At 59.6% G+C, this 13971-nt stretch carries 13 protein-coding genes; 3 read left to right on the top strand and 10 right to left on the bottom strand.

What is annotated here, in order from left to right:
• Positions 1–10: 10 nt before the first annotated feature.
• Both otnC and HB780_RS05790 read left to right on the top strand, forming a co-directional pair.
• On the top strand, positions 11–706 hold the full coding sequence (gene otnC / locus HB780_RS05795; RefSeq protein WP_435693868.1) for a 3-oxo-tetronate 4-phosphate decarboxylase: 696 nt from the start codon (positions 11–13) through the stop codon (positions 704–706).
• Positions 707–810: 104 nt separating this feature from the next.
• Positions 811–1089 carry a hypothetical protein gene (locus HB780_RS05790; protein WP_286202979.1) on the top strand — a complete coding sequence of 93 codons (279 nt, stop codon included), beginning with the start codon at positions 811–813 and terminating at the stop codon, positions 1087–1089.
• Positions 1090–1230: 141 nt separating this feature from the next.
• Here the strand turns inward: HB780_RS05790 and HB780_RS05785 are convergent, their stop codons facing one another.
• Genes HB780_RS05785 through HB780_RS05770 form a run of 4 tightly spaced genes read right to left on the bottom strand, consistent with a single transcriptional unit; the run spans position 1231 to position 5793 of the window.
• Positions 1231–1707 (bottom strand): response regulator, encoded by a 477-nt coding sequence (locus HB780_RS05785; protein WP_183689088.1) that lies wholly within the window; start codon positions 1705–1707, stop codon positions 1231–1233.
• Entirely contained in the window at positions 1704–4052 is a 2349-nt protein-coding gene (locus HB780_RS05780) for a PAS domain S-box protein (protein ID WP_286202978.1), read from the bottom strand. Before HB780_RS05780 ends, HB780_RS05785 begins: the two co-directional genes overlap by 4 nt.
• Positions 4049–4702, bottom strand: coding sequence for a response regulator (locus HB780_RS05775; RefSeq protein WP_183689087.1), 654 nt, complete (start codon positions 4700–4702; stop codon positions 4049–4051). The genes HB780_RS05780 and HB780_RS05775 overlap by 4 nt, the downstream gene beginning before the upstream one ends.
• A complete protein-coding gene (locus tag HB780_RS05770) occupies positions 4699–5793 on the bottom strand; it encodes a sensor histidine kinase (RefSeq protein WP_286202977.1) in 1095 nt (364 codons plus the stop codon). Before HB780_RS05770 ends, HB780_RS05775 begins: the two co-directional genes overlap by 4 nt.
• Before the next feature lie 220 nt (positions 5794–6013).
• Here HB780_RS05770 and HB780_RS05765 point away from each other — a divergent pair, with 220 nt between their 5' ends.
• A complete protein-coding gene (locus HB780_RS05765) occupies positions 6014–6463 on the top strand; it encodes an SgcJ/EcaC family oxidoreductase (protein WP_183689085.1) in 450 nt (149 codons plus the stop codon).
• 79 nt (positions 6464–6542) lie between these two features.
• On the opposite strand, the gene HB780_RS05760 is transcribed toward HB780_RS05765, so the two are convergent.
• From HB780_RS05760 to HB780_RS05735, 6 genes are all read right to left on the bottom strand, one after another.
• On the bottom strand, positions 6543–7349 hold the full coding sequence (locus HB780_RS05760; protein ID WP_183689084.1) for an ABC transporter ATP-binding protein: 807 nt from the start codon (positions 7347–7349) through the stop codon (positions 6543–6545).
• Positions 7346–8335, bottom strand: coding sequence for an ABC transporter ATP-binding protein (locus HB780_RS05755; RefSeq protein ID WP_183689083.1), 990 nt, complete (start codon positions 8333–8335; stop codon positions 7346–7348). Before HB780_RS05755 ends, HB780_RS05760 begins: the two co-directional genes overlap by 4 nt.
• A gap of 3 nt (positions 8336–8338) precedes the next feature.
• Positions 8339–9196, bottom strand: a complete 858-nt coding sequence (locus tag HB780_RS05750) for an ABC transporter permease (protein WP_183689082.1) — start codon at positions 9194–9196, stop codon at positions 8339–8341.
• 3 nt (positions 9197–9199) lie between these two features.
• On the bottom strand, positions 9200–10204 hold the full coding sequence (locus tag HB780_RS05745; protein WP_183689081.1) for an ABC transporter permease: 1005 nt from the start codon (positions 10202–10204) through the stop codon (positions 9200–9202).
• 117 nt (positions 10205–10321) lie between these two features.
• Positions 10322–12220 carry an ABC transporter substrate-binding protein gene (locus HB780_RS05740; RefSeq protein WP_183689080.1) on the bottom strand — a complete coding sequence of 633 codons (1899 nt, stop codon included), beginning with the start codon at positions 12218–12220 and terminating at the stop codon, positions 10322–10324.
• Between the two features lie 209 nt (positions 12221–12429).
• A complete protein-coding gene (locus tag HB780_RS05735; RefSeq protein ID WP_183689079.1) occupies positions 12430–13938 on the bottom strand; it encodes an arabinosylfuranosidase ArfA in 1509 nt (502 codons plus the stop codon).
• Between the last annotated feature and the right edge of the window lie 33 nt (positions 13939–13971).

The raw sequence follows: 13971 nt of genomic DNA, 5'->3' as shown, positions 1-13971 counted from the left end.
CAGGGACACCATGACCGAAGAGACGGAACTGCGCGACAAGATCGCCCGCATGGGCGCGCTCCTCTACAATCGCCAGCTTGCCCATGGCAGCGCCGGCAATCTTTCCGTCCGCCTTGAAGACGGTTCGATCCTGGTGACGCCCACCAATTCGAGCCTCGGATTTCTGGACCCTGCCCGGATATCCAAGGTTTCTCCCACAGGCGAGCTTCTGGCGGGCGATCCACCCTCGAAGGAGGCTTTCTTCCATCTTGCGGTCTATGAGGAGCGGCCTGCCGCGCGCGCCGTGGTGCATCTTCATTCCACTTATTCGGTCGCCGTCTCCTGTCTGTGCCATGACAATACCGACAATGTGCTGCCGCCGCTGACCGCCTATCATGTCATGCGGGTCGGCAAGCTCCCGCTGCTGAAATATTTTCGGCCGGGGGACAGAGCCTTGGCGGAAGCCGTGCGCGTTGCTGCCCGTGACCATCGCGCCATGCTGCTCGCCAATCATGGACCGATCGTTTCGGGAAGCACATTGGAGGAAGCGGTCTACGCCTATGAGGAGCTGGAAGAGACATCCAAGCTCTTCTTCCTATTGGGAGACCGCAAGACGTCCCCCCCTTTCCCTCGAAGCGGTTGCAGAACTCAACGAGGCATTTCCAAGCTGATTTCAGCCGATAATCAGCTCGCGGGAACAAACAACCTCCCGACCGAATTTAGGTGAATGGCGTATTCACGCCATGTTCACCTGTACAGAGTCATTCTGGAAACACTCGATTAACCGAGTCGAAGATTTGCATTTCAAGACGCATAGCGTCGGAGGTGATCATGATGAAGAAGACAATTCTCACGGTTTTGCTCGCAGCTACGGTCGCCGGCAGCGTGTTGGCCCCAGCCGGCTTTGCCCAGGCACAGGAATATGGTCGTTACCGCGATTGGAACGATGGCCCTCCGCGGCGTCATCATCACCATAATGGTGGTGCCATCGCCGGCGGCGTCGCCGCCGGACTTATCGGCGGCCTGATCGGCGGCGCGATCGTCAATGGCGGCGGCGGTGGCTATGGTTACGCAGCTCCTCCTCCCCCCGCCGCCAAGATGCTGGAGTGAAAGCCGTCCGGTTCAGAACGAATATGACGACGGCTGGCATTACGAGCGGATGCGCGTCTGCGATTAGAGACCGCGAATCTCAAGGCTAGATACGAGGCGCCGACACCATCGGCGCCTTTTATCGTTTGTAGCCTTTCCTCCTCAACGGCTCGTGAGATCGCCACCGCGCCGGACGAATGGGGATTGCCCCGTTAATTCGATAAGCGCTCGAAACAGGAAGCGGGTTTCGAGCAGATTGAGTATTCTCAAAAGAGTTTCCACCGCATCGATCGGCTTTACCAGGAAGTCCTTGGCGCCGAGCGAAAGGGCCCTGCGCCGGGTTTCGATCGAAATATCGGCCGTCAGCACGACGATGGGAATAAAGGACGTCGGCCCCGTCAGCCGGGAAAACGCGTCCAGAAGCGCGAAACCATCAATGTGGGGCATCATCAGATCGAGCAGGACGATATCCGGGCTCACCTCGTTGAAAAGCTGGACTGCGTCCCTCGGATCGGTCGTCGTTGTCACCTTCTTGAAGCCTTCGCGGCGCAGCAGGCGCTCCAAAAGAGCGACATTGGCGGCTTCGTCATCGATGATCAGTACGCTCGCCTCGGCGGCGATATCGATTTGCGGGTTCATTGTGCCATAACCTCGTCGAGCGTCTGAAGAAACTGTCTTATGTCGAGCGGCTTGGTGAGAAAGCGCGTCGCCCCCTCCTGCAGCACGCGCTGCCGCATCGCTTCCGTTGCATCGGCACTGATGACGATCACCGGTATGGCTCTCGTCTCCCTATCAGCCCTTAGACTTTTCAGTATCTCCAGGCCACTGATATCCGGCAGATTGATGTCGAGCAGGATGAGATTCGGCTGGTGCTCGCGCGCCAACGTCAATCCGAGACCGCCCAGCATGGCGGGAATGACTTTGGCGCTGCAATACCGCGACAGCACATTTTCGATCAGGTTCAGACTGGCGGGATTGTCCTCGATACAGAGGACGACATCCAGTTCCCGCTTGCCCGCGAGAGGAGCCGAATACTCGGCGGCGGGACGCGGTGCGACCGACGATGACGGTGCTGCCGGCGCGAAGACGGTGAACGTCGTGCCCTCGGTGCCGGTAGAACCAAGCTCCAGCTTTCCACCCATCGCCTGCATCAGATGCTGAGACAAGGCGAGCCCTAATCCTGTCCCCGACGTGGCGTTACTGTCAGCGCCGAGACGCTCGAAGGGCTGGAATAGCCGCTCTTTCTTGTTCGGAGCGATACCGAAGCCGGTATCGCTGATGTCGATGGCAAGCATATCGCCGTCCACCAGGCGGGTAGACACACGCAGCGTTCCTCCTTCGCGATTGAACTTTATCGCGTTCGATAGAAGGTTCAGAAGCACCTGGAGGAAACGTCGACGGTCGATAGTGACAGCGGCGCCGGCAGCATGATCGATCTCGACGACAATGCCGACCTTGCGAGGCGCGGCCAGCGGGCGGGCAAGGTCGACGGCCTCCCCGATAATCTCGCCGGCATCCAACGTTTCGACATAGAGTTCCATCCGCCCGGCATCGATACGGGCCAGGTCGAGCAAATCATCAAGCAGGCTGAGAAGATGCCGGCCGGCCCTCAGAATTTGAGCTAGGCTTGCCTGCGTTTCTGGTTCGTTCAGATCCATTTCCAGAATCTGGGCAAAGCCGAGAATGGAATTGAGGGGCGTCCTGAACTCATGGCTCAAGCGCGAGTGAAAGGCGCTTCTGGCTTCGCTCGCCTGCTCAGCCTTGTACCGTGCCGCGAGTAGCTCCTCTTCATTGCGTTTGCGATCGGTGATATCGCGAGTGATCTTCGAAAAGCCGCGAGGATTGCCGTTCTCGTCGTGCAGCGCGGTCACGACAACATTCGCCCAGAAGCGCGAGCCGTCCTTGCGCACCCGCCACCCCTCATCTTCGACGCGGCCATCGGCCTGCGCTCGCTCAAGCTCCTGGCTTGGCAGTGTATCGCGAACCTCGGATGGATAGAATCGCGAGAAATGCTCACCGATAATCTCGTCGGCCGTATAGCCCTTGATCCGTTCGGCGCCCGCATTCCAGCTGACCACCCGCCCCTGCTGGTCGAGCCCGAAAATTCCATAATCATGGACGCCGTCGACGAGGAGCCGGAAACGCTCCTCGCTTTCGCGAAGCGCGCTTTCTCGTTCCTTCAGGAGTAGGCTTGCCTCCTGAAGCGCTCGCGAAAGCACGCCAAGTTCGTCGCGCGCATTTTCTTCTGATGTCACCGGCTGCCCCATTGCCAGAAGGCGAGCCGTCTTTTGCAGCGAAGCGACCCGCCGGACGATACCGTTCGACATCAGAATAATTGCCACCACGCAGCCGACCAGACCGACGATCGCGCCGATGATCGTGATCAACTGGGCTCTCTCGCGGATGGCATCGGCCTGCTTCGTCCGCTCTTCAAGCAGAGTATCCTCACGATCGCGCATCTGCTGAATTCGGGCGCGCAACTCATCGAGCACCACCTTGTTGTCCACCAGCGTCCGGCGCATGTCATCATTGATCGACTGATTGTTCTGACGACCCTTTTCCAGCAGGTCGTTGAGGCCGCCAAGCTTCTGGAAGACCAGCGGCTCCATGCCGTCAAGGCGCGCACGCTGCTCGGCATCGGTGATCAACGGCCGCATGGCGGCAAAGACGCTGGGGAGTTCGGCATTGGCTTTTTCGAAGGGCGCCAGAAACGCCGCATCACCGGTCAGCAGATAGCCGCGAACACCCGAGGCGCCCTCCGCCAGAAGTGCATGCAGCTCCAGAATGTCGGACTGGATGGCGAAGGTCACGCGCACATAATCTTCCGCGCGACGGCTTTCCCGATCGGCCAGGAACACGGATCCAAGAGCAATCAACAGGCAGATCAATGGAAGGGCGATCACGATCACTCCCTTGCGGGCAAGGGGCTGATCGAGGAAACGAAGGGAAAGACCCGTCTTGTCGGTGATGTCGCCGGTCGTCAAAGCTCATCCTTTCGCAGAAGACCCGCCTGGATAGCCAAAACCGCTGCCTGCGTGCGATCATTGACCCCGAGCTTGCTCAGGATGCGCTCGACATGCACTTTCACCGTCCCCGGCGAAATCGACAATGCTCGCGCGATGCCCTTGTTGGTTTCGCCAGTGGTCAGACTACAGAGAATTTCGCGCTCCCGGTTGGTCAGTCTCTCAATGACCGTCTCCGCCGGCGATTCACGATCTATGCGCGCCAGCAGCTTGCGCATCAGATCCGCGTCGAAAAAGGCCTGCCCTTCCAGCACGATGTCTATGGTGCGCAGCAGCCCGTCGCGGCTGACATCCTTGAGGAGATAGCCGCTCGCTCCAACCTTGATCGCCGCACTGAGATAATCGATGCTCTCATGCATGGTGAGCATGACGATCTTGGTATCCGGAGCGATTTTCCGGATTTCCGCGGCAGCTCCGAGACCATCGAGCGGCGTCATGCGGATATCGAGGAGAATAAGGTCGGGGCGCAAGCGATCGCACAGTTCGACCGCCTCCAGCCCGTTCTTTGCCTGGCCGACAATGTCCAGGTTCTCCGACGTCGCAAGGACAGCGGCAATCCCCGAGCGCGCGAGATCATGGTCGTCGGCAATAACGATCGATGCAGTCTTCATGGAGAGGATTCCCGGTTCAAATCGGTCGGCACTTCCGCCAGCAGGCGGGTTCCAGCGCCAGGCGCGCTGTCGATCGACAGAGTTCCGCCGACCAGCGCCAGGCGCTCGCGCATCGCCGGCAGGCCGACCCCATGTCCCCTCTCCGGCCGATGATCACTAGCAGCAAAGCCGCGCCCATCGTCGGATACCGTCAGCGTGACGATCCCGTCCGCGTTTTCAGCAAGCTCAATGCGGACATGCGTGCAGGCCGCATGCTTTTCGGCATTGGCGAGCGCCTCCTGGGCAACGCGATAAAGGACGATCTCGACGGCACGCGGAAGCCGTGCCTCACCGAGCTGATCCGAGAAGGAGACGTGATCGATCCGCATCGAATCCAGCTTCGCCCGGATCGCCGCGGCAAGACCGAGATCGTCGAGCTCGGCCGGCCTGAGATCGGCGATGGCATGCCTGATATCGCCGACGCAGCGGCGGGCAAGATCGATGCAGCTGGTCAGATTCTGCGCAGTTTGTGCGTCTATATCCTGGCCGACCGTCGCCGCCTGAAGATGGAAAAGCAGGCTGACGAGGCTCTGGGCAACACCATCATGCAGATCATAGGCGACGCGGGCGCGTTCCTTTTCCTGGGCGCTGATCATCTCACCGACCAGATGGGCGAGCATGGCCTCCCGGCTCCGCAGCGCCTCCGTGAAAGCTTCGCGCTCCTGCCGGTGCCTCTTGTCGTTGAGAGCCGCCAGAAGCTGGTCGGCAACGATTTTCAGCGTTTGCTGGTCCTCGTCAGGAGTCAGCGCCTGTATTTCGGGCGCTAGCAACAGAGAAATCTTGGGATCGCTTCCCTCGAGGTTGACCGCAAAATTGATCCCGGGGGATGGCTGCGACGCACCGCGTTCGTATCGAATGGCCTCAGTCGTCTGATCATCGGGAAACTCTATCCGCGCGGCGGATGCGCCGCAAAAGGAACAGACAAGGGCAAGCACCTGTCGGGCGGCGATCTCGAAGTCCATTGCGTCGAGGATGTTTCGCGCCTCGACGATCAGCCGCAGGCGCGCGGCCTTCGCTTCAGACTCCCTGTAGAGCCGGCGCAGTTCTCTCACGGGAGATTCTAGGTTTTCCACTGTCTCTGGTCTCTGGCATGAGCCGGCGCCTGATGCCCGGCGGCGTCTTAGATAGACATTCCGTAAGCCGATGAACATACGCCATCCGGCATATCATTTCACCGCCGACCGGCAGATCGTTTCGGCATTCGAGCAGACTTATCTTCAGGTCACCGGCGATGAGGCCGGAGAAAACAGTCAAAATTGGAGATACCCCCTTATGTATAAGTTTGTCATGGTCGCCGCCGTCGCTACTGTCCTGGCTGGCCAGGCAATGGCCGCCGAATGCACGCCGATCACCGAAAAGCAGGTGGAAGGCCTCTTCGACCGCTGGAACACGTCGCTCGCAACGCTTGACCCTGACAAGGTTGTTGAGAACTACGCCCCCGACGCGGTTCTCCTGCCGACGCTCTCCAACAAGCCGCGCCTCACCCAGGAAGAGCGCAGGGCCTATTTCGTGGACTTTCTGAAGAAGAAGCCGCAGGGCAAGATCGATACCCGCACGATCAAGATCGGCTGCGACAAGGTGATCGATACCGGCACCTATACCTTCACGCTTGCCGACGGCACGAAGGTACCGGCCCGCTTTACCTTCAGCTACAAGTTCGAACATGGAAAGTGGCTGATCACGTCGCACCACTCCTCGGCAATCCCGGAAACCCATAGCTAACGCCGGATAGCAAAACGTGTTCCGATGCGCCTGAAGCAAGGCGCATCGGAAATGCAGAATCAAAGCCTGGGATCAACGATCAAATCTCTGGCGTCGTGGAAAGCACCGCTTCCTTGAGCGCCTGCGAATAGGGATGTTGCGGATTGTCGAGAACGGCTCGCGCCTGCCCTTGCTCGACAATCTCACCCTTCTTCATGATGACGATGCGATCGCTGATGTAATAGGCGGTCGCCAGATCATGCGTGATGTAGATGATCGACAGACCCAGATCCTTCTTCAGCTGGCTGAAGAGATTGACGATCGCCATCCGGAGCGACGCGTCGACCATCGAGACCGGCTCGTCGGCGACCAGAAGCCGTGGTTGCGGTATGAGTGCGCGGGCGATTGCCGTGCGCTGTAATTGCCCGCCGGACAGCTCATGCGGAAACCGTCCCTTCACCTCCGCCAAGCTCAGGCCGATATGCGAGAGCGCAGTATCCGCCATACGCTCGATTTCCTCTCGGCTTGGCCGCTTCCCGTCGGGCGCGAAACTCCTTGCCGTCTCGAAAAGATAGCGATCCACCCGCTTCAGCGGGTTGAAAGCCTCGAAAGGGTTTTGCAGCACCGGCTGGACCTGCCGCATAAAGGCGCGCCTCTCGACCCTACCGTGAACCGCGACGGGGCTGCCCCGGAAATCCAGCCGTCCTTCGCTCGGCGCCGTCTGGCCGAGGATCATTGCCGCAATGGTCGACTTTCCCGAACCGGATTCGCCGACGATCGACAGGATCTCCGGCTCCTGCCCCAGCGTCAGGCTGACGTCCTTGACGGCGGTGATATGGCGCCCGCCGAGCAGACCGCCCTGCCGGTAGATCTTGGTAACGTGCGAGAGCGAAAGCAGATCCGTCAAATCCGTTCTCCCGTCACTGCAAAGCAGGCCACGCGCCGGTCCGGCTCGACATTGACCATCGGCGGCACCTCGCGGCTGCAAATATCCATGCGCTTCGGACATCTCGGATGAAAACGACAGCCTTCCGGCGGCATGGCGAGATTGGGCGGCCGCCCCTCCAGCGAGGGTCGGGAACTTGCGTCGCCGATCCGCGGAAGGCTTGCGACCAGATGCTGCGTGTAGGGGTGCAGCGGCAGATGGAAGAGCTTGCGGGTCGGCGCCTCCTCGACTAGGCGGCCGGCATAGACGATGCCGATACGGTCGGAGACGGCGGCGTGGACGCCCATGTCATGGGTGACGAACAGGAAGGAGGAGCCCATATCGCGCTGGATCTCGCGGATCATCGTCAAGACGTCGCGCTGCACGATGACATCGAGAGCCGTCGTCGGTTCATCGGCGATGATGAATTCCGGTGTCAGGATCGTGGCAAGTGCGATCGTCATGCGCTGGCGCATGCCGCCGGACAATTCGTGGGGATAGGCATCGAGAAGCTGGGGATCGAGCTTCAGCCGCTGCAGATGGCTGGCGACCCGTTCGAAGAAGGCGGATCTGTCTACCTTCATATGGCGAAAGGCAAAATCCGTGAAAGAGTGGCGAATGCGTCGCACAGGATTGAGCACGTTCATCGAGCCCTGCATGATGTAGGACAGATGCCGCCACCTCAGAGCCGCCCGTGCCTCCGCAGTCATGCCATAGATATCCTGCGTGCCGCCGTTGAAGTGAAAGGTGACGCTGCCCTCGACAACCCTCAACGGCGGACGGATGGCACCGGCAATGGTCTTGATGAGCGTCGTCTTGCCGCTGCTCGATTCCCCTGCGACGCCATAGATCTCCCCGCGGCCGATCGTCAGGCTGATATCGTCGACGGCGCGCACCTCGCGATCGACGCCGTAGAGGAAGGCTTTGTAGTAGGCTTTTAGGTTCTTGACCTCGACCACAGCGTCCATGACTTAGCCCCCCATCCGGTTCAGTCGACTGCGCGGATCGTTGTATTCGTTCATCGACATCGACAGCAGGAAGAGCGCCGTGAACAGCACGACGATGGCTGCGACCGGTGCCGCGACCCACCACCATACCCCAGCGATCAGCGCCGAATGGGCATTCGCCCAGTAGATCATCATGCCCATGGTCGGGGTTTCGATATCCGTGAAACCGAGCACCGACAGCGTGATTTCCATGCCGATCGACCAGATCATGTTGTTCATCGTCGTGGCGAAGACGATCGGCAGGACATAGGGCAGATGTTCCTGAACGAGGATCTTGTACATGCTCATGCCGGAATAGACGCTCTGGGTCGTGAACGGCCGGCTCTTGAGGCTGATCGCCACCGAGCGGATCAGGCGCGCATCGTAGGACCAGCCGAGCGAGGCCATCACCACGATGAGCACGGTCCAGGTCATTCCGTCCTTGAGCACGAAGTAGAACAGGATCAACAGCGGGAACTGCGGAATGACCATGATGCTGTCGTTGATCGCCATCAGCACCCGGTCGACCACACCGCCGAGGTAACCCGCGACGAGACCGACCACCAGTGAGATGATGCGCGACAAGAACGCCACGCCGATGCCGAAATAAAGCGTGTTCCTGAGAGCGGTTGTGAGCTGCCAGAAGACATCCTGGCCACGCGAGGTCGTGCCGAGCCAGTAATCGCCGTCAGGCGGCATATCAGGCGGCAGGACATAGATGTCCGAGGGACCGTAGGGCGAAAAATAGGATAGGACTATAAGCGCGACGATCACTGCGAACAGCAGCAGGCCGCAAAGGAACTCCGCATTCTGGCGAGCGAGGTCGCGAACGATCGTGAACATGGCCTACTCCACCCTGATGCGCGGGTCGATCAGCGGACCCAGAATATCGATGATGAACACGGCGGCGGCGACGCCGGTGATGGACAGTGCGCTCAGCCCCAGCACGAGGCTGTAATCGCCGGCATGCACCGCCGAAATCAGCAGGTTGCCGATGCCGGGATAGCCGAAGACGATCTCCGTGATGATCGTACCGTTGAAGACCGCTCCCAGCGACATGGCGAGCCCGGTGAACTGCGGCACCATGGCGTTGCGCGCTATGTAGGATCGTAGAATGCGGTTCTTCGGCACGCCGCCAAGTTCGGCGAAGGTCACATAGTCCTCCGTGATGATGTTGGAGACCAGCGCCCGCATGCCGATCAACCAGCCGCCCGTGCCGACGAGGATCAGCGACAGCGCCGGCAGGATGGAATGCCTGAGGATGTCGAGCACCAGCGAGAAGGATAGTTGCAGATTGGTGTTCATCTCGTAGCCGCCGTTGATCGGCAGGATCGGCCAGAGATAGCCGAACAGGATGATCAGCACGAAGGCGAGAATGTAATAGGGGATCGGCTGCATCGCGATGAAGACGAGGCTGACAGCTTTCAGCACCATGCTCTTGCGATAGTAGCCGGCAAGCGCGCCGATCGTGTTGCCCAGGATGAAGGTGAACAGCGTCGCAACCGTCATCAGGCCGATGGTCCATGGAAGCGACCGCAGAATGATGGTCGAGACCGGTGTCGGAAAGGCGGAGAGAGACGGTCCGAGATCGCCAGTCGCAAGACGCGTCCAGAAATGCACATATTGCTGCCAGAGCGAGCCCTCCATGCCGTAGAGCTCGCGAAGCGACTGGCGCATGAGGTCGACGGCGCGGGGATCGGACTGCCCCATCTGCTGGATCGCGCCGATACTCTGCTCGACGGGATCGATCGGCGTCATATGCGTGATGAAGAAGGTCGCGGAGATGCCGAGAAAGACAACGAGCAGGAACTGGCCAAATCGTTTCAATACGAAAATGGGATAGGACGCCATGCCGTCGTTTTCCTTGCTGCTTGCGCTTCATCACTCTTCAAAAAGGGTCGCCGGACTCGCTTAATGTCCGGCGACAGGTGCCTGACGCGACAGAAGCCGCGTCAGGGTTGGGAGGATTTATGGCTGCGCCGGCTTCAGCTTGACCATCATCAGCCGGGAATTCGCCCAATTGGGAACCGGATCGGTATAAGGGTCGGCGATCGTCGGGTAGCCTTTCCAGTAGGTGGTATCCATCGACGTGAAGACGTTGTAGGACATCAGCGGAATGGTCGGCATTTCGCGAGCGACAAGCTTCAGATAGTCCTTGCCAAGCTCGATGCCCTTCGGATCGTCAGCACTCACCCGACGGATGCTCTCGATGATCTTGTCGAGTTCCGGATTGGACCAACGCTGCCAGTTGCGGGCCGACTGGTTCTCGCCCTTCTTGGCAACGAAATCCGAATGCCAGCTCTCGAGGAAAAACGACAGGTCCGGATCGCCACCCCATGTTTCGACGCTCCATGCAATCGCGCATTGGAAATCGCCTGTAGCCAGCCCCTGCCAGACGGCAGAGGACGGAGCAGCCTTAGAGTCGATGCCGAAGGCTGCCCATTGCTGGGCAATCAGAGTGCCCGCACGGGTGAAGACCGAGCGCGTATCGCCTTCCACCGTCAGGCGGATCTTGAAGGGCTGACCATCCGGCGTCATCCATTTGCCACCGACCTTCTTGAAGCCGGCCTTTTCCAGAAGTTCGGTGGCTGCCTGTGGATCGGGTTTCCACCAGCCATAGCCGAAGGCCGTACTGATGGCCGCCGGATCGGTCGGAATCTGATCCTTGTATTTCGGCTGCTTGCGCAGCATGTCGGCGACCTGCTGGCCGATCGTCGGATCATAGGGCTTGATCTTGCGCTTGCCGGTATCGACTTCAAAGTCCTTGAGCCAATCCTGCAACGGCGCCTGATAATCCTTCATGGCAATCGCCGTCGGCGGAACGCCAAGCGCCGAAAGCGTGGCGGTACCGCGATAGCTCGCCATGTCGACTGCCTTGATATCGATGAGCAGCGCCAGCGCCCAGCGGACATCGGCGTTACTAAACAGCGGATCCTGCGTGTTGAAGATTACCGCCGGCAGCGTCGGATCTGGATGGGCGAAGGGGAAGCCCGGGAACCAGCTTTCAACGGTCTTGGATTTATCCTTCAGCGTAAACATGCCCTCGGGCGTGTTATCGTGAATGATATCGAGATTGTGCTCCAGCTGGGCGATCGTGCGTTTATCCGGCGGGCCTGGATCGACGTAAGTGACATATTTCGGCCCCGGCTCGCCTAGGCGGGCCAGCGAGGTGCGCTGCCAGTCGTCGCGCTTTTCCCAAGTGTACCACTTGCCCTGCGGATCAAAGGTTTTCAGCTTATAAGCGCCGAGCGACACCGGATTGGCGAAATCGTAACGAACCGGATCGGCAACTTTTTCGAAGACATGTTTCGGCATGATCCAGGCGCCGTTCCACCGCACGGTGAAGATGGCATGGAACCGCGAATTCGGCTTTTTGAGCTTGAAGACGACGGTATAGGGGTCCGTTGCCTCGACGCTGGCGACCTGCACGGAAAAGGCAGCGCTCCAGTTCATACCCGGATGATCTATCTGGGTCTTGACCGTATAGACCACGTCATCGGCGGTGAACTCGACGCCGTCGCTCCAATAGAGCCCCTTGCGCAGCTTGACCGTCATCTGGGTGAAGTCGTCATTATATTGCGGCTTGTCGGCGGCGAGCGAATTGTCCCAGGCCGAACCACCGAGCCCCTGTTCCGGGTCGATGTACCAAAGCGTATCCATCGTCAATTGCTGCAGGCCGGTCGAAACACCGCCGCCGCCATTGACCCAGATATTGAACCAGCCGGGATTCTTGATCGTCCCCTCCGGGTTCTCGACGATCAGCGTCTCCTTGCGTGGCAAGGTCGTATATTCCTGTGCCGTGGCTGCCCCGACCAGGCCGAACGTGGCCAGCGCGACACCGAAAGCAAGCTTCTTCCACTTCTGCATGATCTCCTCCCTAGTTATCCATCGGACGGCAGGCCAAACAAGGTGAGGCATGCCGTGACTTTCAAACTCCCTGCGTTAGACGGACCTTGAACACCTCATGTCCAAACCGGCTCGCAACAGACCACCGTACCGACATGTATCGCCTCCTCGCGACATGCCGGACGTCATTGCAGACCGGGACGCGTTTACCGCGTCCCGGCAACCGGCTGTCATACCGACAGCCGGATCACGTTATAGGACAGTGGCTTCAGCGTAGCGCGAAGCCGGCCATCCTCGATCTTGGCGTCACCCGTTTTGGCGGGAACGACCGCATTGGGCCGGGACGCCGTATTGACCGCTTCAAGCTTCTCGTGAACCATCTCGTACTGCTCGATGACGCGCGCACCGGGGAACCCTTCCAGCCGGGTATCGAGGTCGAGTGACGAGTCCAGATGGCGGTTCACGGTAAACAGGGTGACCGTATTCCCCGTGGCATCATGAACGGCCGAGACATCGAGATAGGGCACGTCGTCCGCCTCATCGCTGTCATAGGTCGGGCCGTCGGTGACCAGCCGCAGCGCGAAACCGCGTCCGTACTTCGAGGCGAAATAGAGCGGATAATAGATGGTCTGCCGCCAGGCGGGACCGCCATCCTCCGTCATGATCGGCGCAATGACATTCACGAGCTGGGCGATGCAGGCGATGCGGACCCGATCCGACCGCCGGATGAACGTGTTCAGAATGCCGCCGACTTGAAGAACGTCCTCGAAATTATAAACGTCTTCGAGAAGGTGCGGCGCATCCGGCCACTCGTCGCGCGCAAGGATGTCCTTGTCCTGCTGGTTTGAATGATACCAGACGTTCCACTCGTCGAAGGAAATGCCGATCGTCTTCTTCGAGCGCTTCTTTGCCTTGATATAGTCGATCACACCACCGATCGTGCCGATATAGCGGTCGAGCTTTTCCGCCTTGGCGAGATAATTCAGCGTGTTCTTCTCACGATTGGCGAAATACATGTGCAGCGAGATATGGTCCGCGCTGTCGTAGCATTGCTCCAAAACCTGCGCTTCCCAATCGGGATAGGTCTTCATTTCCGAATTGGAGGAACCGCAGACGACCAGCTCCAGCGACTTGTCGAAACCGCGCATGGCCTTGGCCGTCTCGTCGGCCAGCCGGCCATATTCGTAAGCCGACTTGTGACCAACCTGCCACGGACCGTCCATCTCGTTGCCGAGGCACCACAGCTTCACGCCATGGGGATCGGCCCAGCCATGCTTGCGGCGCAGGTCCGACCAATAGGTGCCGCTTGGATGATTGCAATATTCAAGGAAGTTGCGTGCGTCATCAAGACCGCGCGAACCCAGGTTGACGGCCAGCATCGGCTTGGTGTTGGCCTTCTTGCACCAATCGACGAACTCGTTGACGCCGATCTGATTGCTCTCGCGGGTACGCCAGGCGAGATCGAGCCGCACGGGGCGCTCCGAACGGGGGCCGACACCGTCTTCCCAATTGTAGGCGGATACGAAATTACCGCCGGGATAGCGGCAGTAGGGCGAATTCAACTCGCGGACCAGTTCGATAACGTCCTGGCGAAACCCGTCCGCATCCGCAGTCGGATGGCCGGGCTCATAGATGCCCCCGTAAATCGCCCTGCCCAGATGCTCCAGAAACGAGCTGTAGAGCCGATCGTCGATATCGGCAATCCGGAAATCGCGATGGATGACCACTTGCGCCTTCACTGCTATCCTCCCGTATATGTATCAGATATTTCG

The sequence above is a fragment of the Rhizobium lusitanum genome (assembly GCF_014189535.1).
Taxonomy (GTDB): Bacteria; Pseudomonadota; Alphaproteobacteria; order Rhizobiales; family Rhizobiaceae; genus Rhizobium; species Rhizobium lusitanum_C.
This window is presented reverse-complemented; position numbering and strand designations above follow the sequence as displayed.

Bases quoted from the DNA above. Each gene is read 5' to 3' on its own strand.
- otnC (WP_435693868.1), top strand. From the start codon at position 11: ATGACCGAAGAGACGGAACTGCGCGACAAGATCGCCCGCATGGGCGCG.
- HB780_RS05790 (WP_286202979.1), top strand. From the start codon at position 811: ATGATGAAGAAGACAATTCTCACGGTTTTGCTCGCAGCTACGGTCGCC.
- HB780_RS05785 (WP_183689088.1), bottom strand. From the start codon at position 1,707: ATGAACCCGCAAATCGATATCGCCGCCGAGGCGAGCGTACTGATCATC.
- HB780_RS05775 (WP_183689087.1), bottom strand. From the start codon at position 4,702: ATGAAGACTGCATCGATCGTTATTGCCGACGACCATGATCTCGCGCGC.
- HB780_RS05765 (WP_183689085.1), top strand. From the start codon at position 6,014: ATGTATAAGTTTGTCATGGTCGCCGCCGTCGCTACTGTCCTGGCTGGC.
- HB780_RS05755 (WP_183689083.1), bottom strand. From the start codon at position 8,335: ATGGACGCTGTGGTCGAGGTCAAGAACCTAAAAGCCTACTACAAAGCC.
- HB780_RS05750 (WP_183689082.1), bottom strand. From the start codon at position 9,196: ATGTTCACGATCGTTCGCGACCTCGCTCGCCAGAATGCGGAGTTCCTT.
- HB780_RS05745 (WP_183689081.1), bottom strand. From the start codon at position 10,204: ATGGCGTCCTATCCCATTTTCGTATTGAAACGATTTGGCCAGTTCCTG.
- HB780_RS05740 (WP_183689080.1), bottom strand. From the start codon at position 12,220: ATGCAGAAGTGGAAGAAGCTTGCTTTCGGTGTCGCGCTGGCCACGTTC.